The organism is Nonomuraea sp. NPDC048826 (assembly GCF_043198225.1).
GTDB lineage: Bacteria > Actinomycetota > Actinomycetes > Streptosporangiales > Streptosporangiaceae > Nonomuraea.
This window is the reverse complement of record NZ_JBICUQ010000003.1, coordinates 544,502-565,474: the sequence shown is the minus strand read 5'-3', so window position 1 is coordinate 565,474 and position 20,973 is coordinate 544,502. Positions and strand designations below refer to the sequence as shown.

16 protein-coding genes are annotated in these 20,973 nt (G+C 73.6%); 7 read left to right on the top strand and 9 right to left on the bottom strand.

What is annotated here, in order from left to right:
* Positions 1 to 10: 10 nt before the first annotated feature.
* From ACGFI7_RS13155 to ACGFI7_RS13145, 3 genes are read right to left on the bottom strand one after another with little or no spacing between them, the layout of a single operon-like run.
* A complete protein-coding gene (locus ACGFI7_RS13155) occupies positions 11 to 1,597 on the bottom strand; it encodes an FAD-dependent monooxygenase (RefSeq protein ID WP_393403193.1) in 1,587 nt (528 codons plus the stop codon).
* Positions 1,594 to 2,442: a fumarylacetoacetate hydrolase family protein gene (locus ACGFI7_RS13150; RefSeq protein WP_393403190.1), complete on the bottom strand. Its 849-nt coding sequence runs from the start codon at positions 2,440 to 2,442 to the stop codon at positions 1,594 to 1,596. Before ACGFI7_RS13150 ends, ACGFI7_RS13155 begins: the two co-directional genes overlap by 4 nt.
* Positions 2,439 to 3,314: a dioxygenase gene (locus ACGFI7_RS13145; RefSeq protein ID WP_393403187.1), complete on the bottom strand. Its 876-nt coding sequence runs from the start codon at positions 3,312 to 3,314 to the stop codon at positions 2,439 to 2,441. The genes ACGFI7_RS13150 and ACGFI7_RS13145 overlap by 4 nt, the downstream gene beginning before the upstream one ends.
* A 92-nt stretch (positions 3,315 to 3,406) precedes the next feature.
* Here ACGFI7_RS13145 and ACGFI7_RS13140 point away from each other — a divergent pair, with 92 nt between their 5' ends.
* The 3 genes from ACGFI7_RS13140 (at position 3,407) to ACGFI7_RS13130 (ending at position 6,149) form a co-directional block, all read left to right on the top strand.
* Entirely contained in the window at positions 3,407 to 4,198 is a 792-nt protein-coding gene (locus ACGFI7_RS13140) for an IclR family transcriptional regulator (protein ID WP_393403184.1), read from the top strand.
* Positions 4,199 to 4,298: 100 nt separating this feature from the next.
* Positions 4,299 to 4,847: a TetR family transcriptional regulator gene (locus tag ACGFI7_RS13135; protein WP_393403181.1), complete on the top strand. Its 549-nt coding sequence runs from the start codon at positions 4,299 to 4,301 to the stop codon at positions 4,845 to 4,847.
* Positions 4,848 to 4,970: 123 nt separating this feature from the next.
* The gene (locus tag ACGFI7_RS13130) at positions 4,971 to 6,149 is read left to right on the top strand and encodes a glycosyltransferase family 4 protein (protein WP_393403178.1); all 1,179 of its coding nucleotides are present in this window, start codon (positions 4,971 to 4,973) and stop codon (positions 6,147 to 6,149) included.
* A gap of 105 nt (positions 6,150 to 6,254) precedes the next feature.
* Here the strand turns inward: ACGFI7_RS13130 and ACGFI7_RS13125 are convergent, their stop codons facing one another.
* On the bottom strand, positions 6,255 to 6,764 hold the full coding sequence (locus ACGFI7_RS13125) for a hypothetical protein (protein ID WP_393403175.1): 510 nt from the start codon (positions 6,762 to 6,764) through the stop codon (positions 6,255 to 6,257).
* A gap of 335 nt (positions 6,765 to 7,099) precedes the next feature.
* Between ACGFI7_RS13125 and fusA the strand changes: the two genes are divergently transcribed.
* The 3 genes from fusA to ACGFI7_RS13110 all read left to right on the top strand — a co-directional run bounded on the left by fusA (position 7,100) and on the right by ACGFI7_RS13110 (position 11,598).
* Positions 7,100 to 9,121, top strand: a complete 2,022-nt coding sequence (gene fusA / locus ACGFI7_RS13120) for an elongation factor G (RefSeq protein WP_393403173.1) — start codon at positions 7,100 to 7,102, stop codon at positions 9,119 to 9,121.
* Positions 9,122 to 9,261: 140 nt separating this feature from the next.
* Positions 9,262 to 9,870 carry a dihydrofolate reductase family protein gene (locus tag ACGFI7_RS13115; protein ID WP_393403170.1) on the top strand — a complete coding sequence of 203 codons (609 nt, stop codon included), beginning with the start codon at positions 9,262 to 9,264 and terminating at the stop codon, positions 9,868 to 9,870.
* A gap of 102 nt (positions 9,871 to 9,972) precedes the next feature.
* Positions 9,973 to 11,598 carry a Coagulation factor 5/8 type domain-containing protein gene (locus ACGFI7_RS13110; RefSeq protein WP_393403167.1) on the top strand — a complete coding sequence of 542 codons (1,626 nt, stop codon included), beginning with the start codon at positions 9,973 to 9,975 and terminating at the stop codon, positions 11,596 to 11,598.
* A gap of 15 nt (positions 11,599 to 11,613) precedes the next feature.
* On the opposite strand, the gene ACGFI7_RS13105 is transcribed toward ACGFI7_RS13110, so the two are convergent.
* The 4 genes from ACGFI7_RS13105 to ACGFI7_RS13090 form a co-directional block, all read right to left on the bottom strand.
* Positions 11,614 to 12,441 (bottom strand): hypothetical protein, encoded by an 828-nt coding sequence (locus tag ACGFI7_RS13105; RefSeq protein WP_393403165.1) that lies wholly within the window; start codon positions 12,439 to 12,441, stop codon positions 11,614 to 11,616.
* The gene (folP, locus tag ACGFI7_RS13100) at positions 12,438 to 13,298 is read right to left on the bottom strand and encodes a dihydropteroate synthase (protein ID WP_393403162.1); all 861 of its coding nucleotides are present in this window, start codon (positions 13,296 to 13,298) and stop codon (positions 12,438 to 12,440) included. The genes ACGFI7_RS13105 and folP overlap by 4 nt, the downstream gene beginning before the upstream one ends.
* A gap of 133 nt (positions 13,299 to 13,431) precedes the next feature.
* Entirely contained in the window at positions 13,432 to 16,014 is a 2,583-nt protein-coding gene (locus ACGFI7_RS13095) for a M14 family zinc carboxypeptidase (RefSeq protein WP_393403159.1), read from the bottom strand.
* Positions 16,015 to 16,184: 170 nt separating this feature from the next.
* The gene (locus ACGFI7_RS13090) at positions 16,185 to 19,097 is read right to left on the bottom strand and encodes a M36 family metallopeptidase (protein ID WP_393403157.1); all 2,913 of its coding nucleotides are present in this window, start codon (positions 19,095 to 19,097) and stop codon (positions 16,185 to 16,187) included.
* A 258-nt stretch (positions 19,098 to 19,355) separates the two neighbouring features.
* Between ACGFI7_RS13090 and ACGFI7_RS13085 the strand changes: the two genes are divergently transcribed.
* Positions 19,356 to 20,123 carry a phosphotransferase gene (locus ACGFI7_RS13085; RefSeq protein ID WP_393403154.1) on the top strand — a complete coding sequence of 256 codons (768 nt, stop codon included), beginning with the start codon at positions 19,356 to 19,358 and terminating at the stop codon, positions 20,121 to 20,123.
* Between the two features lie 3 nt (positions 20,124 to 20,126).
* On the opposite strand, the gene ACGFI7_RS13080 is transcribed toward ACGFI7_RS13085, so the two are convergent.
* Positions 20,127 to 20,933, bottom strand: a complete 807-nt coding sequence (locus ACGFI7_RS13080) for a glycerophosphodiester phosphodiesterase (protein ID WP_393403151.1) — start codon at positions 20,931 to 20,933, stop codon at positions 20,127 to 20,129.
* Positions 20,934 to 20,973 lie beyond the last annotated feature (40 nt).

Genomic DNA, 20,973 nt, shown 5'->3' with positions numbered 1-20,973 from the left:
AGCGTGCGGTTCACCCCCCGCTGAAGCCGAGCGCCGTCCGCACGATCGCCGCCGCGTCGCCGCCGTCGTCGCCGCTGCCGCGCCAGGCGACGTGCTGGTCGGGCCGGACCAGGACGAGCGGGGCCCCGTACCGGTCGAGCAGGCCCGCCCCGGACAGGTCGACCACCGTGAACGCCGCCCCCACGGCCCGTGCCGCCTCCTCGAAGGCACTCTCGCGCGGCCCCGGCGCCAGGCGCAGCAGGGTGAGCCCCTCCCCCAGCGCGTCGTACAGGGAGCGGCCGTCAGGCAGCCAGGCGTGCGGCAGCCGCGCGCCCGGCCGGCCGGAGCCGTGGTACACCTGCGGGGTGTGCGGCGGGACGGGCGAGCCGTCGTCGGCCACGATCGGCGAGCCCGCGTAGTGGTAGCCGAGCACCAGCCCCTCGCTGTAGAACTCGGCCGCCTTGACCCGCAGCGCGGCGGCCGTCTCGGCGCGGGCGCGGTCGGACTCGGGGCCTGACCCGGTGAGCGGCCGGTCGGCGAAGGTGGGCGCGAGCAGCTTCTCCTGGGCGGAGCTGTCGGCGATGGTCTGGGCGGCGACCGGGCGGCGCTCGGCCTCGTAGCTGCCGGTCAGGGCGGGCCCGCCCCAGCCCTGGAGCACGGCGGCGAGCTTCCAGGCGATGTTGACGGCGTCGCCGACGCAGGTGTTGAACCCGTGGCCGCCCCACGGCGGGTTGAGGTGGGCGGCGTCGCCGACCAGGAAGATCCGGCCGGCGGAGTAGCGGTCGGCGAGCAGCATCCGGGCCACCCACGGGTCGGTGCTGACGACGTCGAGAGGCACGTCGGCGCCGATGAGCACGCGCACCAGCCGCTCCGGGTCGGGGGCGGAGACGCGCACGTCGACGCCTACCATGATCGCCCACCAGGTGTCGTCCAGGTCCATCCGGCCCATCAGGCCGGACACCTCCGGATGGATCACCCAGTACTGCACGGCCGGGTCGAGCGGCACCTTCTGCGCGAGGCCCGGCGCGCGGAACACCACGCTGAGGTTGGGCCGCTCGCCGGACGAGCCCTCGTACGAGGCGCCGATCACGTCACGGCTGACCCCGGCGGCGCCGTCGCAGCCGAGCAGGTAGTCGGCCTCGATCACGGAGCCGTCGGAGAGGCCGGCGCGGACGCCGGCGGCGTCCTGCTCGATCGTGGTGACGGCACGCCCGGTCAGGAACGTGACGGCGGGTAACTCGGCCACCGCCTCGCGCAGCAGCCGCTCGACGGCCGGCTGCGGCACCTGCTGGCCGGGCTCCGCCCACCGCTCGTCGCGCTCGGGGTAGAGGCCGAACGCGTTCGGGAACCGGGTCAGCTCGACGCCGAGCAGGTTCGTACAGAACAGGACGTCCTGCGACCAGGAGACCGGCAGCGGCGCGGCGGCGCGCAGCCGGTCGGCGAGCCCCCATCGGCGCAGGTGCTCCATGGTGCGCATGCTGGTGGTCTTGGCGCGCGGCCGGTCGTGGTCGATCGTCACCCGCGGCTCGACGACGGTGGTCGGGACGCCGCGCCTGCCCAGCTCGACGGCCGCGGCGAGCCCGGCGGGGCCGCCGCCCGCGACGACGACCCGGCTCATGAGGCGCTCCTTCCGGACGGGCCGGTGACCGGGGTGCGGATCACGCCGAGCCGTTCGACCTCCACCTCCACCACGTCGCCGGGCGTCAGCAACCGGGGCGGCGTGCGGACGTAGCCGACGCCTTCGGGGGTGCCGGTGGCGATGACGTCGCCGGGATGGAGGGTGAGCGTGGCGCTGATGTGGGACAGGAGCCGGGGCACGGTGAAGATCATGTCACTGGTGAGCGCGTCCTGCATCACCTCGCCGTTGACCCGGGTGACCACGCGCAGCCCGTCCGCGAGGCTGCCGGTCTCGTCGGCGGTGACGATCGGGCCGATCGGGCCGCTGCGGTCGGCGTTCTTGCCGAGCGTCCACTGGCTGGTGAGCTTCTGCGCGGTGCGGGCGGTGATGTCGTTGAACGCGGCGTACCCGAGCACGGCGGCCCCGGCCTCGCTCTCGTCCGCGTCGGCCAGCCGGGCGCCGACGACGGCGGCGACCTCGCCCTCCCAGTCCAGCCCCGGCTCGCCGGCCGGCACCGGCACGGCCGCGCCGGTCACCGAGAGCGAGGCCGTCCACCGGCCGAACACCGTCGGGTGCGCGGGCGGCTCGAAGCCGCCCTCCGCCGCGTGCGCGCGGTAGTTGAGCCCGACGCACAGCACCCGCGCCGACGGCGGCACGGGCGGCGCGAGCTCCACCTCCGCCAGCGGCACCCCGCCGGGGCCCGCCTGGCGCGCCCGGTCCAGCCAGTACGGGACGTCGTCGTAGAAGTCGTGCACCTCGGCCAGAGGGGTCACCGTGCCGTCCGTCACGACGCCGACGGTCACCTGCCGCCCGCCGTCGCGCGCGGCCATCCCGACCAGCTTCATCGCGGGTCTCCTTCCTTGACCAGCCTGATGTCGAACTCGGCCGCCAGGAAGGGGCCGTCCATGCCGAACCGCGCCTGGTCCGACGGCAGGAAGTCGGCGATGAGCGCGTCCTTGACCGCGAACGCGGCGTCGGAGCCGAGATAGGGGTCGCCGGCGACGAAGATGTGGGTGGTGAGCGGCCGGTGCCCGGCCGCCGCGACCTTGATGTGGACGTGCGCGGGCCGCATCGGGTGGCGGCCGACCGCCCGCAGCAGCTCGCCGACGGGGCCGTCGGTCGGCACGGGGTAGCTGCTCGGCTTCACCGTGCGGAACCAGTAGGCGCCGTCGTCGCCGGTGGTGAGCAGGGCGCGCAGGTTGCCGTCGGGCTGTTCGGCGTCCTGGCTGTCGTACAGGCCGGTGTCGTTCGCCTGCCAGACGTCGAGCACCGCGCCGGCGACCGGGACGCCGTCGCAGTCGGTGACGCGGCCGTGCACGACGGCCGGCTCGCCGCGCTCCCGCTCGGGCCCTTCGGCGATCCAGGCGCCCATGGGCCGGACCGGCGCGGGCGAGTGGAAGGGTCCCTCGACCGAGCTGGGCGTCATGGTCGCCGGGCCGGTGTGGTTGACCTCGTCGACGGCCGAGGTGACGCCCAGCATGTCGGACAGCAGGATGAACTCGTTGCGGGTGTCGGTGCAGGTGTGCCCGACGCGGACCAGGAAGTCGACGGCGCGCAGCCATTCGGCCTCGGTGGGCCTGGTCTCGCGGACGAACGCGTGCAGGTGCGTCACCAGGCCGCCGACCAGCTCGCGGACCCGCGGGTCCGGGCCGCCGACGGAGTCGAGGACCTGCGCGAGCAGGGCGTCGAGCCGTTCGGATCCGGGGTTCGCGGTCATGGTCGCCTCCACAACTGTCTTGATCGGCAAACCCTAGGGCGTGAGCCGTGACGCGCACCAGGGAGGATTTCATTCAATGGCACACTGCACGGGTGACCGACGTTCGCCGCGGGCACCGGCCGCCGCACGGCTCCCCCGTGGTCGACCGGGCCTTCGCGCTGCTCGCCGCCTTCTCCGCGACCCGCCGGGCGATGACGCTGGCCGAGCTGAGCCGCGCCACCGGCACGCCGCCGAGCACGGCGCTGCGGCTGGCCCGCCGCCTGCTGCACTGGGGGGCGCTGGAGCGCGACGGCGACGGGCGGTACGTGATCGGGCTGCGGCTGTGGGAGATCGCCTCGCTCGCGCCGCGCGGCCACGGACTGCGTGAGGCGGCGCTGCCGTACATGGAGGACCTGTACGAGGCGACGCACCAGCATGTGCTGCTGGCGGTGCTCGACGGGGCGGAGGCCCTGCTGGTGGAGCGGCTGTCCGCCAGGGACGCCGTGGACGTGCTCTACCGGGTGGGCGGGCGGCTGCCGCTCCACTCGACCGGGGTCGGGCTGGTGCTGCTGGCCCACGCCGGGCCCGGGTTCCAGGACCGGGTGCTGGCGGAGCCGCTGGTGCACGAGCCGGAGGGGCGCCCGGTCTCCCCTTCCGCGCTCCGCCGCACGCTGGCTCAGGTCCGCCGGACGGGCCTGGCGGTGATCGAACGGTCCGAGCCGGGGCCGCTGCTCAGCGTGGCCGCGCCCGTCCGCGGCGCCGACGACCGGGTGGTGGCCGCGCTGTCGGTCATCGTCCCCGCCTCCGGCGCCGAACCCCGCGCTCTCGCCCCCGCCCTGCACGCCACCGCCCGCGCCCTCTCCCGCACCCTCGGCTCCCCGCGCTCCTCCGCCCCTTCCACCTGACCCCCGTTCGACCGCATCCGTATCCGGGCCTGGGTGTCAGGTGTTGGACATTTCGCCGCAAGTCGCCGGACATTACTGTCCGGTGGCTACGGTTGCTGCCGTGGCGCACGTACGGAAAGCCAACAGAGGGCCCAGCGCGGCGGCCGCGAACAGGGCGGCACTCGTCACGGCGGCCCGGGAGCTGTTCTCGACCGCGGGGTTCGACGCCCCGCTCAGCGCGGTCGCCCGGCGGGCCGGCGTCGGCCAGGGCAGCCTCTACCGCCATTTCCCCGACCGGGCCAGCCTGGCGATGGCCGTGTTCGAGGGCAACGTCAGCGAGCTGGAGGCGCTCGCCGCCGAGCGCGAGACCACGCTCGACGACCTGTTCGAGCGCATCATCGAGCAGACCGTCGCGTGCGCCGCGTTCCTCGACATGGTGACCTCGGCCGACCCGCGCATGGCCGCGGTGGGCGTCCGGGTGACCCGGCTGCTGGCCGGACGCCTGGAGCAGGCGCGGCGCGACGGCACCGTACGGGCCGACGTCACCCCCGACGACCTGCTGCTCGTCGTGGGCATGCTGGCCGGGGTGCTGATCAGGGCCCCGGCGGAGAGCAGACCGGCCGTGGCCCGGCACTCGTGGGCCCTGTTGCGCCGTTCGATCCGTCTCTGAGCGCGCCGCGGCGCGCGGCCTGGATTGCCAGTGAACTCCCAGCCAGAGCCGTTAGCCTCGATCCGCAGAACGGGTCGGCCCCGGAACGCCGCCCGGCTGAGACATGCCTCGGAGACGCAAGACATGAAGATCCGGTACATGCTGTTGCACGCCTACGGCATGGGCGGGACCATCCGCACCGTGGTCAACCAGGCGAACGCGATGGCGGCGGCGGGTCACGACGTGGAGATCGTCAGCGTGGTCCGCCGCCGGACCAAACCGCAGTTCGCCATCGACCCGCGGGTGAAGGTGTGGGCGCTGGTCGACCAGCGGTCGGCGGTCGAGGAGGACTCGCTGGTCCGCAAGGTGTGGCGCAGGGCCCGGGGCAAGATCGTGCCCGCGGGCGAGTTCGCCGCCAACTACTTCACCGAGCGCGTGGAGCGCGCGGTCATCGAGTACGTCGCCCCGCTGGAGGACGGCATCCTGGTGACCACGCGCCCGGCGCTCAACCTCATCTCCGCCCGCCGCGCCACCTCCGGCGTGATCCGGGTGGCGCAGGACCACATGAACCTGGGCTCGTACCGCAAGCCCGTGCGCCAGCAGATCGCCCGCCACTACGGCCGCTTCGACGCGGTGGTGGTGCTGACCGAGACCAGCCGGGCGGAGTTCATGACCGCGCTGCCGGACACTCCCGTCGTCCGCATCCCGAACGGCATCCCGATGGCCGGGCGCGAGCCCTCCGACCACACCGCGCCCGTGATCATCGCGGTCGGCCGGCTGGTGCGGCAGAAGGGCTTCGACTTCCTCGTCGACGCGTACGCCTCGATCGCCGACCGGCACCCGGAGTGGGAGGTGCGGGTCTTCGGCACCGGCCCGTCGGAGGACAAGCTCCGGGAACGCATCCAGGAGGCGGGCTTGACGGACCGGTTCCGGCTGATGGGCCGGACCGAGACGATCCACGAGGAGATGGCCGCCGCGTCGATCTACGCGCTCAGCTCGCGCATCGAGGGCCTGCCGATGGCCATGATCGAGGCGATGGGGCACGCGCTGCCCGTGGTGGCCTTCGACTGCCCGACGGGCCCGGCGGACGTGCTGACGCACGGCGTCGACGGGGTGCTGGTGCCGCCGCGCGACCCGGACGCGCTGGGCGCCGAGCTGTCGCGGCTCATGGACGACCTGGACGCGCGGCGGCGGCTGGGCACCGCCGCGGCGGAGACCGCCAGGAGCTACTCGCCCGAGGTGGTGATGCCGCTGTGGGAGAGGCTGTTCACGGCGCTCCGCGACGGCGACCGCCTCGACGGCCCGCCCTGGACGTCCGGCTGAGCCCCAGGCGCCTCAGGTCGTCCGGCTGAGCCCCCGGCGCCTCAGGTCGTCCGGCTGAGCCCCCGGCGCCTCAGGTCGTCCGGCTGAGCCGCCGGCGCCCCCTGGTCAGACCCGGTTCCACACCTCCGCGTCGGCGAGGAACGCCTCCGCCGTGTCGGCCGCGACCGGGGTGCCGCCGATCGTGATCGAGCCGGTGGCGCACGGCATGTAGACGTTCGTGAGCAGGTGCGGCTCGCCCCCGAGGTCGAAGCCCTCGATGCGGACGGCGCGGCGCTCGCGCGGCGGCCCGGGGATCTCGACGACCACGTCGGCCGCGGCCGCCCGCAGCCCCGCCTCCAGGTCGAGCTCCAGCTCCACCGGCGTCCGGGTGACCTCGGGCGCCGGCCACGGCAGGCCGCGCACCTCCGGGAAGTGGCGGGTGAAGCCGCCGGCCAGCCACCGCCCCAGCCCGGGGTCGGGGGCGAGGACCCGGGTCACGCCCGCGTGCCAGAGGACGAGCGCCGGCCCGCCGCCCCGCTCGGACCAGTCGACCCGCCACACGGAGGCGAAGGCGACCCGCTCACCGGCGGCGGACAGGGTGACGCACGGATTGGCGCCGATCAACCGGATGGACACCGCAGCACCCTAGCGTCGGAAAAATCGCTTCCGCGATCGCCCGCCCGATCACTAGACTCGCCGCCGTACCGCGCGCCGCAGTGGCGCGCTCCGACGGGTGAGGGGAGCCGGCCGTGCGCCACCACAGCACCGCCGCCGTCGTCCCTCCGTCGCGGTACGAGGTGATCCTGGTGTCTCCGGCGGCCCGGTGCCGGCTGCGCGGCCGTCACCGGACGCCGTGACGCATCCCTGATCCACCGCTGAGCGGGCGGGCCGTCGTGCCCTGCCCCGGATCCCGGGTGGTCGTCCGGCTCATCGCGCTGTCCGCTTCCCACCCATGAGAAGGGTCATGGACTGTGCGCCGTCACACCGTCGAAACACCGGCCGTCATCCGCAACCTGGGCATCCTCGCCCACGTCGACGCCGGCAAGACCACCCTGACCGAACGCGTCCTGTACGCCACCGGAGCCACGCACCGGCGCGGCGAGGTGCACCACGGGACGACCGTCACCGACTTCGACGCCCAGGAGCGCGACCGCGGCATCACGATCTTCGCCGCGGCCGTGAGCTGCGCCTGGGCGGGACACCGCATCAACCTCATCGACACTCCCGGCCACGTCGACTTCTCCGACGAGGTGGAGCGCTCGCTGCGGGTGCTCGACGGCGCCGTCGCCGTGTTCGACGGGGTCGCGGGCGTCGAGCCGCAGAGCGAGTCGGTGTGGCGGCGGGCCACCGCCCACGGCGTGCCGCGCGTCGCGTTCGTCAACAAACTGGACCGGGCGGGCGCCGACCTGGACACGGCCGTCGCCTCGATCCGCGACCGGCTGCGCGTGACGCCGCTGGTCGCGCAGCTGCCGATCGGCCGTGAGCACGCCTTCACCGGCGTCGTCGACCTGCTCCGCATGCGGGCGCTGACCTGGGACGGCGACACCCCCGGCGAGGGGCCGGTGCCGGACGGCCTGCTGGCCGAGGCGCGGCGGCGGCGCAGGCTGCTGGAGGAGACGGTGGCCGAGCTGCACCCGGGCGCGCTGGAGGAGTTCTGCGCCGAGCCGGAGATCTCCGCGGGCACGCTCGCGGCGGCGCTGCGCGACCTCACCCGTTCCGGTGACGGCGTCGTGGTGCTGTGCGGCTCCGCGTACCGCAACCGGGGCGTCGAGCCGCTGCTGGACGCGGTCGTCGGGTACCTGCCCTCGCCGCTGGACGTGCCGCCGGTGCGCGGGGAGCGCGCCGCCGACCCGGCGGCGCCGCTCGCGGCGCTGGCCTTCAAGGTCAGCTCCACCGCGACCGGCCGGCTGACGTTCCTGCGCCTGTACGCGGGCACGCTGCGCAAGGGTGACACCGTGCTGGACGCGGGCGCGGGGCGCACCGAGCGGGTCGCCCGCATCCTGCGGGTGCAGGCCGACCGGCACACCGAGGTGGACCGGGCGGTGGCCGGGGACATCGTCGCGGTGTCCGGGCCCAAGGCGGCGCGCCCCGGCGCGACGCTCTGCGCGCCGGAGTCGCCGCTGCTGCTCGAACCGCCCTCGACGGCCGAGCCGGTGGTGTCCGTGGCCGTCGAGCCGCGCCGGAGCACCGACGCCGGCCGGCTGGCGGCGGCCCTGGCGCGGCTGGCCGACGAGGATCCGTCGCTGACCGTGCGCACCGACCCCGAGACCGGGCAGACGCTGCTGTCCGGGCTGGGCGAGCTGCACCTGGAGGTGGCGGTGGAACGGGTACGCCGGGAGCAGGGGCTGACGGTCGCCGTCGGCAGCCCGCGGGTGGCGCTGCGCGAGACCGTCGTGCGCGGCGTGTCCGGCGTCCCGTACCGGCACGTCAAGCAGGACGGCGGGGCGGGGCAGTTCGCGCATGTGGTGCTCGACGTCGAGCCGGCGGAGGGCACCGGGTTCGCGTTCGCCTCGACGGTGACCGGCGGCCGGGTGCCGCGCGAGTACGTGCGCGCGGTGGCGGAGGGCTGCCGCGACGCCCTGGCCGAGGGCCCGATCGGCGGCCATCCGGTGACCGGGCTGCGCGTCACGCTGACCGACGGCGCGACGCACGTGCGGGACTCCTCGGAGCTCGCCTTCCGCGCGGCGGGCCGGTTCGGCCTGCGTGCGGCGCTGGGCGCCTGTGCGATGGCGCTGCTGGAGCCGGTGGCCGAGGTCACGGTCACGGTGCCGGAAGACGCCGCGGGCGGCGTGCTGGGCGACCTGGCCGCCCGGCGCGGCAAAATCACGGGCATGGCGGCGCGGCCGGACGCGGTGGTGATCACCGCCACGGTGCCGCTGGCCGAGGTGTTCGGCTACGCCACCCACCTGCGGAGCCGTTCGCAGGGACGGGGCACGTTCAGCGCCCGCGCCGCGGGCTACGCCCCGGCGCCCGGCACGCCGGCGCCCCGATGACCGCTCGGGCCGGTCCCGCTTTCGCCGCGGGGCCGGCCCGCTGAAGTAAACCTGAAGAGTCCCGTAAGAGAGGTCCGCCAAGCTGGGAACACAGAGAGCGGGCCGGACGGGCCCGCCTCCCTTTCGAGAAGGAGCCGACAATGGCGAGCAAGCTTGCGGTGACCGCTTTCGTGTCGCTGGACGGTGTCATGCAGGCTCCCGGCGGGCCCGGCGAGGACGACGACAACGGCTTCCCGCACAGCGGCTGGCTGCCCCCGCACGTGGACGAGGGGTTCAACCGCATCATGGGCGAGGAGCTCGAGCGCGCCGACGGCATGCTGCTGGGCCGCAGGTCGTACGACATCCTCTCCTCGTACTGGCCGGACGTGTCCGACGAGGACGGCGGCGCGAAGATCAACAGCATGCCGAAGTACGTCGCCACCCGGTCGCCGATGACGGCCTCCTGGCGCAACACCGAGGTGCTGACCGGCGACGCCGCCAAGACGGTCGACGACCTCAAGCGGCGCACCGACGGCGTGATCATCACCCAGGGCAGCTCCGGCCTCATCCGCTCGTTGCAGCAGGCCGAGCTGGTCGACGAGTACCGCCTGCTGGTCTTCCCCGTGGTCCTCGGTACGGGCAAGCGGCTGTTCGCGGAGGGCACCGTGCCCGCGGGGCTGCGGCTGACCAGCGCCACCACCACCGACGCGGGCGTGGCCTTCCTGACCTACGCCTGGACGGGCGGGCCCGCGTACGGCACGGTCGCCTGATCCTGTACGGCGGAGAGTTGATGAGAGCAGCTCATGTTTGGGTCTTGCCGGGTCTGAGCGAGCGGCGGATGCTGGGGGCACCCCCCGACTTGTGAGGTATCCGTGAAGAGCCTCCGCACCTTAGCCCGCGCCGCCTCCGCCCTCGCCCTCCTGGCCGGCGCCCTGGTCGCGCAGAGCGCCGCACCCGCCACCGCCACCCCAGCCACCGCCTCAGCCGGCGCCTCGGCCACCACGTCGGCCGCCGAGGTGCGCGGGCTGGTCGACGCCCACAGCCATCTGTTCTCGTACGAGGCGTTCGGCGGCATGCTGATGTGCGGCAAGCCGTTCGATCCCGACGGCATCGCCAAGGCGCTGCGCGACTGCCCCGACCACTATCCGAACGGCGAGCTGGCCTGGTACGAGAACTTCACCCGCACCGGCTCGCCCACCGGCCGGCACGACCCGGTCGGCTGGCCCACGTTCCGCGACTGGCCGGCCCACGACTCGCTGACCCACCAGCAGGCCTACTACACCTGGGTGGAGCGGGCCTGGCGCGGCGGCCTGCGGGTGCTGGTCAACCACCTGGTCGCCAACCGCCAACTGTGCGCCATCTACCCGCTGCGGCGGCACGGCTGCGACGAGATGGACTCCATCAGGCTGCAGGCCCAGCGCGCCCGCGAGCTGCAGGCCCACATCGACGCCGAGAACGGCGGCCCCGGCCGGGGCTGGTTCCGGATCGTCGACGACGCCGCCGAAGCGCGGCAGGTCGTCGAGGCCGGCAAGCTGGCCGTGGTGCTCGGCGTGGAGACGTCCGAGCCGTTCGGCTGCCGCCAGATCCTCGGCATCTCCCGGTGCACCCGGGCCCAGATCGACCGCGGCCTGGACGAGATGCACGCGCTGGGCGTGCGCAGCATGTTCGTCTGCCACAAGTACGACAACGCGCTGTGCGGGGTGCGCTTCGACTCCGGCACCCAGGGCGCGATCGTGAACGTCGGCAACCTGCTCAGCACCGGCTCCTTCTGGCAGGCCCGCACCTGCACGACGGCCGAGCACGACAACACCATCGAGCCCGCGGGCGTGCTGCCCGACCAGATCGCCCGCCTGCTGCCGCCGGGCATCTCGCTGCCCGCCTATCCCCGGGCCCCGCACTGCAACACCCGTGGCCTGACCTCGCTCGGCCAGTACATGGTCGAGGGCATGATGCGGCGCGGCATGATGATCGAGCTGGACCACATGAGCGTCAAGGCCGCCGACCGCACGCTCGACCTGCTCGAAGCCGCCGGCTACCCGGGCGTCATCTCCTCCCACAGCTGGACCGACCCGCTCTACCTGGACCGCATCTACGCACTCGGCGGCATGGTCACCCAGTACGGCCACGACGCCGAGCACTTCGTGGACGAGTGGCGGCGCACCGAGCCCAGCAGGCAGGCCCACCAGGTGTCCGGATACGGGTACGGGCTGGACGTCAACGGCATGGGCCGCCTCCCCGCGCCCCGGGCCGGCAACGCGGCCAACCCGGTCACCTACCCGTTCACCACCTTCGACGGCGTCACGCTGGACCGGCAGCGCACCGGCGAGCGGGTGTGGGACGTCAACCAGGACGGCGTCGCGAACTACGGCCTGGTGCCCGACTGGATCGAGGACATGCGGCTCATCGCCGGCCCGGAGATCGTCCAGGACATGGCCGCCGGCGCGGAGTCGTACCTGCGCACCTGGGAGTCGGCGGCCGGGCACGCGGCCGCCCGCTGACCGGCCCCGCCGGGGTCAGGACCAGGTGACGACCCAGTAGGCGACGCCGAACGGGTCCTCCTCGTACAGGACCCGTGACCGCCACGGCCGGTCTTCGCAGGCGGCGGCCATGACCTGCCAGGCCGCCCGTCCGGCGGCCAGGGCTCGCTCGCAGGCGGCGGCGTCCAGGCGCAGCAGCGCCCCGGCGTCGGCCGCCGCGAGCGCGGCCCCGATCCGCGCGTCCAGCTCGATGGCTCGCGGGTCCACGTGGCCGGGGGCCTTCTCCCCGCGCCGGGCGCTGCCGTCGGCCACGACGAGCAACCCGGTCGGCCGCCCGCCCGCGGCCAGCTCGCGCCCGAGCTCCCGGCACGCGTCGGCGGACGCGTCACGGGCGACCCCCCGCAACGTCCACGGCACCGGACACCCCTCCAGCAGCGAACGCCCGACGGCCAGCGACACAGGCAGGATGTCCCCCGGCACCTCCCCAGCAGCACGACCCCCCGGAGCGGGGGCGACGCCGGATTCGGGGCCGGAGGTGGGCGCCACGCGCGATGCGGAGTCGGGGGCGAGCCGTCCGCCCACCCCCGAACTGGGCGCCACGCGCGATCCGGGGCCGGGGGTGAGGCGGCCCTCAAGCCCCGAGGTGGGAGCCAGGCGGGATTCGGGGCCGGGGGTGTGCAGGGGGAAGGGGCGGGTGGTGGGGGCGGCGCCGAGGACGACGATCTCCTCGGCGTCGTGGTCGAGGAGCACGGTCACCGCCGCGGCCATCGCCTCGCGGGCCTTCTCGGCCTCCTGGACGGGCCCGCCGGTGACGCCGGGCAGCAGCAGCGGCGCGCCGGGAACGGTCGCCGCCGCGACGATCATGCCAGCCCCCGGACGACACGCGCCGGCGGCCGGACGCCGCGGGTCACCGCGACCATGTCGAGCACCTGCCGCGTCTCGGGCACGTTGTGCGCGCGGAACACCAGCGCCCCCTGCCAGGCGCAGAGCGCCGTCACGGCGAGCGTGCCCATCAGCCGCTCGCCCACGGGCAGCCCGAGCGACTCGCCCACGAAATCCTTGTTGGACAGCGACACCAGCACCGGCCAGCCGGTGGCCACCATCTCGCCGACCCGCCGGGTCACCTCCAGGGAGTGCCAGGTGTTCTTGCCGAAGTCGTGGGCCGGGTCGATGAGGACGCGTTCGCGCGGCACCCCGGCCGCCACCGCCCGCTCGGCCAGCGCCACGGTCCGCTCGATCACGTCGGCCATCACGTCCGCGTACTCCACCCGGTGCGGCCGGGTGCGCGGCTCGACCCCGCCGGTGTGGGCGCACACCAGCCCCGCGCCGAACTCGGCGGCCACCTCGGCGAGCTTGGGATCGGCCCCGCCCCAGGCGTCGTTGAGCAGGTCGGCCCCGGCCATGCACACCTCGCGGCCCACCTCGTGACGCCAGGTGTCGACGCTGATCACCAGGTCGGGGTGGCGCTCGCGGACCTCGGCCACGAACGGGGCGGTGCGCTCGATCTCCTCGCGGACGTCCACCTCGCCGCCGGGCGCGGCCTTCACGCCGCCGATGTCGACGATGTCGGCGCCTTCGGCCACCACCTGGTCGACCCGGCGCAGCGCCTCCTCGCGGGCGAAGGTGGCGCCGCGGTCGTAGAAGGAGTCGGGGGTGCGGTTGACGATCGCCATCAGCAGCGGCGCCTCGCCGAACGTCCGGGAGCCGAGTGTGAGCCTCATCCGTCTCTCTCCGGCGCGAGGCCGTCCCTGACGCTGCAGAACATCGCTCCATCCTATGCCAGCCCCTCCGTGACCGCCCTGCACGGGGATCGGCCATGGCCGGCGGCCCGCGCGGGGCCGCCGGCCAGGTCGGCTAGCGCGTGGTCACCGTGCTGCCGGTGACCGCGGCCGACCAGAAGAGCGCCCGTGCGACCTGCGGGAACAGGCCCTTCGGGTGGTTGCGGAACAGCGGCTCGGTGCCGAAGAGCACCACGGCCGCGCCCCGCTCGTCCCGGCCGCTCACCACGGCGGCCTGGCCTCTGGCCGCCTCGGGGCCGCCGGTGCCGTTCGCGTTGGCGCGCCAGTGGCCGGACACGAGCGGGCCGTCGTTCGCGTACGACTGCTCGACCGTGACCTCGGGCCCGAGGCCGGTGAACCAGCGCGGCGAGTACACGAACGAGTGAGGCGGCGCGTCGCCGGCCACCTGCCCGGTGCCGTTCGTCACCCGGACGACGCCGTTCGCGTCGCTCCGCCCGGCCACGGCGGTGGCCGTGAGCAGTCCGGCGGCGGCGTTGAACGTCGCGCCGGTGCCGCCGCGGGTGACCACGCCGCCGGTGGCCAGGAACGCGTCGAGCGCGGCCCTGGCCTCGGCGTTGAGCGCGGTGTAGCTGAGCCCGCTGGAGACCATCAGCACGTCGGTGCCGCTCCAGTCGTAACCGGCGTTGAGCACGGCGGTGGAGACCGGGGTGACGTCGAAGCCCAGCTCGCGCAGCGTGAACAGCTCGTCGGCGGCGACCGCGGCGGCGACGCGGACCGGGGCCAGCGGGACGCCGTCGGCCGAGCGGGCCTTGGTGAAGGCCACGCCGTACCGGTCGGCCACGGTCCTGGCGGCGGCCCGGGCGGCGTCGGGGACGATCGCGGCGCCGTCCGCCCAGACCAGCGCGACCCCCTGGGAGAGCAGGTCGTTCACGGCCCGCACCTCCTTGGCGTCGCGCACGGCGAGCGCCAGCGGGCCACGGCCCTTGGGCACGGACCCGGTGGGCGCGGCCGCGCCGACCGGCACGCCGAGCACGTGCAGCGAGCCGGAGGTGACGGTGTCCACGGTGGCGCCCCAGATCAGCGCGTGGCTCCAGCCGGAGATGTCATACATGGCATCCACCCGCGGGGAGATGTCCGCCCCGGGTTCCAGCATCACGTTCGCCAGTCCCCGCTTGGGCTGGCGCATGTCGACCACGTACGAGCCGGCCGGGTAGAGCTTCCCGCCGGCCCGGAACGGCAGTTTCGCCCGCTCGACCCGGACGTCGTTGGCGACCAGGTGGTCCACCAAGCGGGCCGCCGCGGTGGCCGAGCGCTGCCCGTCTCCGGCCGGGATGACGTACGCGCGCGGGTAGGTGGTGGTGTAGACGTCCTCGGGGCCGAACCCGGGCACGATGCCCAGCGGCACCTCCTTGGCCGGTTCGCCCGCCGTACCGCGCCTGAACACCTCTATCTGGTCGGCGATGACGCGGTCGTGCCGGGAGTCGACGAAGCCGTAGGTGGCCCGGACGGCCGCGGCGGCGATGTCGACGTTGATGGCCGAGCGGCGGCGCAGCTCCTCGACGGGCAGGTTGGTGTACTCGGCGCCGTTCACCCGCATCGGGAACTCGATGGTGTGCGTGGCGACCGCGCCCTGGAACGGCGCGTACTGCGGGGTGAAGATCGGCGGCCAGTCGTCCCAGCCCTCGTCGGAGTCCCGGAACGGGATCTGCGGCGGGAACACCCCGTCCTTCTCCGGCGTGTAGCCGAGCGCGAGGATGGCGGCTTCGATGCCGAGGCCGTTGGGGTAGGCGTTGGTGATGAACAGGTCGTACTCGTAGTTCGCGCCGTGCGGTGGCGTGGTGGGCTCGACGAGCGTGCCGTTGACGTACCCGTGCAGGTCGAGCATGGCCACCGGCTGCGTGTCGATCATGATTTGCCGCATCGCCCTGACCTCCGGCTGGGAGGCCGTGATGAAGTCGCGGTTCAGGTCGAACCCGGCGCCGTTCTGCCGGGTGCCGGCGATCCGGCCGTCGGGGTTGGCCGTCACGTTGAAGTACAGCCGGGTCCGCTTGAGCAGGGCGGCGGTCGCCGGGTCGGTGCTGGTGGCGAGTTCCTCGATGACCCGCAGCGCGGCGTCGGTGCCCTCCCACTCGTTGCCGTGGATGTTGCCGTTGAAGAAGATGGGCGCCTTGTACTTCTTGGCGAGGTTCCGGTCGCGGGCCGCCTTGGCGGGGTCGTTCTCGATGCGGTCGCGGATCCGGTCCTGCTCGCGCGTCTCGCCGCGGCTCTCGGGCGCGGTGACGGTCACGAGGTAGAGGTCGTGGCCGTTGTGGCTGCGGCCGGTGATCTCCGCGCTCACCCGGTCGCTCCGCCGCTGCAGGTCGTTCAGCTTGGCGGCGATCCCGTGGTACGGGGTGAGGCCGAGCTTGATGGCGGCGTCGGCGGGGTTCTCGGCGGGCACCGGCAGCTTGGTCTGCCGGGGGTAGCCCCGGTCGTGGGCGGGACGGCGGAAGTCGGGCTGGGCGGACTCTCCGGGCCGGCCGGAGCGCAGCGCGGCGACCCCTTCGCCGAGCCCGGCGGCCTCCTCGTTGCGCTCCGGCCCGTTGCCGAAGTCCCGGGACGGTGGTGAGGACTGCTGGACGGGATCGGCGGCGGCCACTCCTGGGGTGAGGAGCGCGGCGGACACGGCGACGGCCACGATGGCGGCGGGTAAGCGCACGGAGCCTCCACGGGGTGTAGTGCGACCAGCGTAGATAACGATCCGATCTCCCCGAGCACAAGACTTCGTGATGAGAGCGACGCACAATCCATGCCGAACCGTCACCGGCCGATCAGCCGGCCCGGCTCGCGGCCCGCGCCCGGACGGACGCGGACCGCGGGGGCCGGTGATCAGTGCGAGAACGCCTGGAACTCGGCGGCCCTGACCTGGTCGCGGGCCGGGCTGGCCGTCCCGCAGTCAGTCGCCGAGTTGGGGTCCAGGTCCTGCTCTCCCGCGTAGAGCGGGTTGCCCGTGCACTGGGTGGTCAGCGCGCGGAACATCAGGTGGGTGGCGTCGGTGGCGGGCACCCGGAACGACTTGATGAGCAGGTCGGCTCCGCGGGGCCGGGGCAGCGACGTGTCGAACGCGTCGGACCGGCTGGTGTAGACCTTCTTGAAGTTCGCCGCGTCGGCGCAGTTCTTTGCGCAGGCCAGCACCTCGAACGAGCGCAGGGCGGAGAAGCGGTTCTGCCCGCCGGGGTCGGCCGGGTCGTTGACGTTGGGCCTGAGCATGGCGCTCACCTGGACCCGGCGGATCTTGACCGGCTTGTCGCCCGCCAGGTCCACCGTGACCGACTTGCCGGCGGGGGCGCCGGTGAGCGAGGCCCAGTTCGTGGCCTCGGTCTCGTCGATGAGCCTGGCGTGGTTGACGCCGTCGCCCGCGGCCGTGGCGCCGGCCGCGCCGGAGGCGTGGTTGCGGGTCAGGACCAGCGGGAGCGGCAGGGTGACGCCGGGGACGACCAGGCCCTTGAGCCTCGTGTGCCCGAAGCCGTCGCCGGTGACCAGGAGGTCGTACACGCCGGGCGTCATCTCGACGGTGTCGCCCAGCTCGGTGGCCGGGTCGGTGTCGGCGACCGGCACCACGCGGCCCTCGTAGTCGCCCACGTACAGCCGCAGCGCCGCGTCCTTGGCCTCGCCCAGCGGCTTCATCCGCAGCGAGCCGTTGCGGCCCACGGGGTCGGCGAAGCTCGGCGTCGGATCGGGGTCGTTCTGCCCGGCGCTGGCCGCGCCCTCGCCCAGGCCGTGCTCGGCGAACGCGCGCCACATGATGTCCTGGTTCCGGCCGCCGAACCGGATCTGGTCGGCGGCGAGCAGCGCGTCGCGGTGGTCGACATAGCTGACCGCGCCGGAGGCCATGAGCAGCAGCGCGTCGAACGAGAGCTGCGCCCAGCGCCGGTTGCCGGGGCACTTGTCCACCGGCCGCTTGCCGTCGGCGCACTCCCGCTGCTGCTTGGCGGTGCCGTCGCCGTACCTCTTGACGAACGCCGCCCGCACGTCGAACTGGGTGGCGCTCCAGATCTCGCCGTCGGCGTGCACCTGCTGGCCGACCAGGTCGTACGCGATGTCGCTGTAGTTGAGCGGCGACTTGGACATGTCGTAGTTGCGGATGCCGCGCGACTTGTCGCCGGTGACGTACCCGCCGGTCACGTACGGGGTGTCGCCCGCGGGGCGGAACCCGTACTCGAACAGGTACTCCATGGCGAACAGGTCGGAGGTGCTCTCGTTCATGGCGCCGGGCTGCGCGCCGCTCCAGCCGGCGTTCGGGCCGCCGATCATGCGGCCGGAGATCGCGTGGCTGTATTCGTGCCCGATGACCGACATGTCGTAGTCACCGTCGACGCACGGCGCGTAGAACGCACCGGCGATCGGCTGCCACAGGTACATGTTGGTGATCGGCGCGACCCCGTCCGGGCCGGTGATCTGGTTGGCGTTGTCGCGCACGGTCAGGTCGCGGGCGCCGGCCTGGGCGTTGCCCTGCTCGGGGTCGCCGCCGAGGCCGCCGCGGTCGCCGTTGTCCTGCTGCATGTTCCACGCGGTCTCGGTGAAGCCGAGCCGGTAGGACCAGTCGTGCATGCGGTTGTGCTTGACGTGCAGGTTGGCGATGGCGGCTTCGAGGTCGGCCTCGCCCGGCTGGTCGAACACGGCCGGGTTGCACTTGGCCTCGAACCAGGTGTTGCGCCACGGGTACTGGTAGTTCCGGCTCGGCGTGAGCACGTTGCTGCGGGTGCCGACCGTGAACGGATCGCCGCTGGCGCGGTTCTCGTACGTGCGGGCGGCGTTGCCGATGCTGGTGAAGGTGGGCTGGCCGGTGCTGTGGTCCACGTCCCAGGCCAGGCCCGTCGCCGGGTCGCCGCCGGGGACGTAGTCGCAGCCGCGCTCGCCCTCGTGGCACCAGGTCTCGCGGGTGTCGCGGGAGGAGTAGTTCCCCGGCGGGTTGGCCGGGAAGACGTCCCACTTGGGGTTGTCCGGGTCCTGGTGGTGGTCGACGAGGTTCTCGCGGACCAGGATCTGGCCGCTGACCGCGTCCACGTGCGTGGTGTACGCGGCCGCCGCGCCCTCGGCGCCGCCGATCAGGACCACCTCGTACGCGCTGTGCACGCCGTCGGGCGCCGGGACGGCGACCTTGGTGACCCGCTTGGTGACGGCGGTGGCCAGGTCGATCGCGCCGTCCCTGGCCGCGATCTCCAGCGCCTGCTGCTCGCTCAGCGTGGCGGCGGACGGCGCGGCGCTCTCGCGGGACAGCGTCGAGGTGACGTGCCGTACGGCGCCGTCGCGCACGCCGACGGCGACCATGCCGTCCACCCCGGCGGGCAGGTCGCCGAACCGCTGGCGCAGCAGCACTGCGTGGCCGTCGCCGATCGGGTTGACGGCGACCTTCTCCAGCGCGTCGACTGCCTCGCCGGACAGGCCGAACAGCGCCTCGTTGTTCTTGAGGTACGCGCGCGCGGCCTGCTCGGGGTCGGCGCCGAGGCCTTCGGCGAGCGGCTGTGCGGCGGTGATGACGGCCGGGGTGCCGAGAGCGTTCCAGCGGACGGTGGCCTCGGGGGCGGCGGCCCGCGCTCTGGCCCCGACCGGTGGCGGGACCGTTCCCTGCCGGTTGTCGACGTCGGGTTTGCCGTGTTCCTCGGCTTGGAAGTCGTGGACCACGGGGTCGTTGCCGGCGGACGCGGCCTGCTCGCTCATGGCCGGTGTGGCGAGGGGCAGGACTAACGCCGCGGTGGCGGCGGCGATCACGGTGCTGCGTAACCAGGGTTTGGTCGGCACGGTTTCCCTCCAGTGGTGCCCGGGACGCGCGGTTTGACCCGCATCCGCAAGAGGTAACACCGACCCCGTACTCTGACAAGATCTTGTAAAGTGCTAAAAATAGGCGTATAAGCGTTTACACCCCCTTAGCTGGCCTTTTTCCGTGTCCACATGTGGACACGGACCCTTTGTTGGCAGTTCTCTATCTTGGAGATTGCCGTGCCTGTTGAGAGCCTGGGCTGAGGCGTTCCTGCAAGCCCAGAGGCAGGTGGGTGAGTGGTGGAAACTCGCCTCGAGGGAGGCAACGACGGGGGCGCGGTCCGCATGGGCGCGACGGTCAGGAGGGCCGTCAGAGCGTGGACCCCGGCCGTCCACGACCTCCTGCGCCATCTGGAGCGCGTCGGCTTCGCCGGGGCGCCCCGCGTGCTCGGCGTCGACGACCGGGGCAGAGAAGTGCTGACCTTCCTCGAAGGCGAGACGCTGGGCACCCGCCAGATCTGGCCGGAGTGGACCCGCACCGAGGACGCCCTGCGGCAGGTGGCCTGGTGGCTGCGCGACTATCACGAGGCCGTGGCGAGCTTCCGGCCGCCGCCGGACGCCGCCTGGCGGGGCGGCGGCCGCTGGCGTCCCGGCCTGATCATCGCGCACAACGACGCCAGCGCCTTCAACGCCGCCTGGCACGACGGCCGCCTGACCGGGTTCTTCGACTGGGACTTCGCCGGCCCGGTCTCGGTGGAGTCGGACGTGGCCTGGATGGCGCTGAGCTGGGTGCCGCTGCACTCGCGGCACGTGGCCGCCGCCGAGGGCTTCACCGCGTTCGAGGCCAGGCCCAGACGGCTGCGGATGTTCCTGTCGGAGTACGGCTGGCGCGGCGACCCGCGGGTGATCGTCAAGGAGATCCAGGCGCGGATGACCGCCCGCGCGCTGGCGATCCGGCGCGGCGCCGCCGCGGGCGACATCCTCTACACCAAGCTGCTGAACCTCGGCACCGCCGACGACATGGACCGTGCCGTACGGGAGCTGAACGACTTCAGCGTGGCCCGGTAGCCGTCAGGTGCAGCGCTCGGCCACCCAGCGGCGGTAGGCGCCCGGGTAGTTGGTCATGACGCTGAGCGGGCGGAGCTTGAGAATGCTCTGCCAGCGCGTCTGGTTGCCCCGCCAGCTGGGCGGCGGCTCGTCCCACGCGACGCCGTCGGTCCAGCGCGCCTCCGGCCCCTTGATCAGCTCCGGATGGCGGCGCTCCAGCTCGCTCTGGATCCACGGGTCGGTCGAATAGACCATGATCGGCTGGCGGTGCTGCCTCTCCCGGATCGGGCCGGAGATCTCCCTCCACCCCGCCTCGCCGTACTGCCTGCTCGCGAGGATCTCCCTGGCCTGGTACTTGATCTCCAGGAGGACGAACGACCTGCTCGCCCGGGCGTGATCAAGCCACTCGCGCAGCGTGTAGACCCTCTCCCCCTTGTAGGGTCCGCGCGAGATCCGCCGGTCCCTGAGGTTGTCAGGACCGGTCTTCCACCACAGGTCGGTGATCGCGCGCCGGGGGCCGGTCAGGCCGTTGGTGGTGGTGTTGTGCCACATGACGGCCTTGGTGCCGTGCCTGGTGAGCTGGACGTCGGCCTCGACGCCGTCGGCGCCCGCCCGCCGCATGTCCTTGACGGCGCTGGGATTGTTGGCCTGGCGGATGCGGTCCTTCCGGCTCGCGTCCGGCCCCTCCGGATAGCCCCCGTGGCCGAAGACCACCGGACAGCGCCGCGCCTTCGCCGCGCTCGCCGCCGTCGCCGTAAGAGCGGTTCCGGCCATGACGGCCATCGCCGCGCTCGCCGCCGCCAACACCACCCCGCTGTGCATCTTTGTCATGAGGCCCCCCGGCCGAACTTGTTCGATCACCCCAGGACCA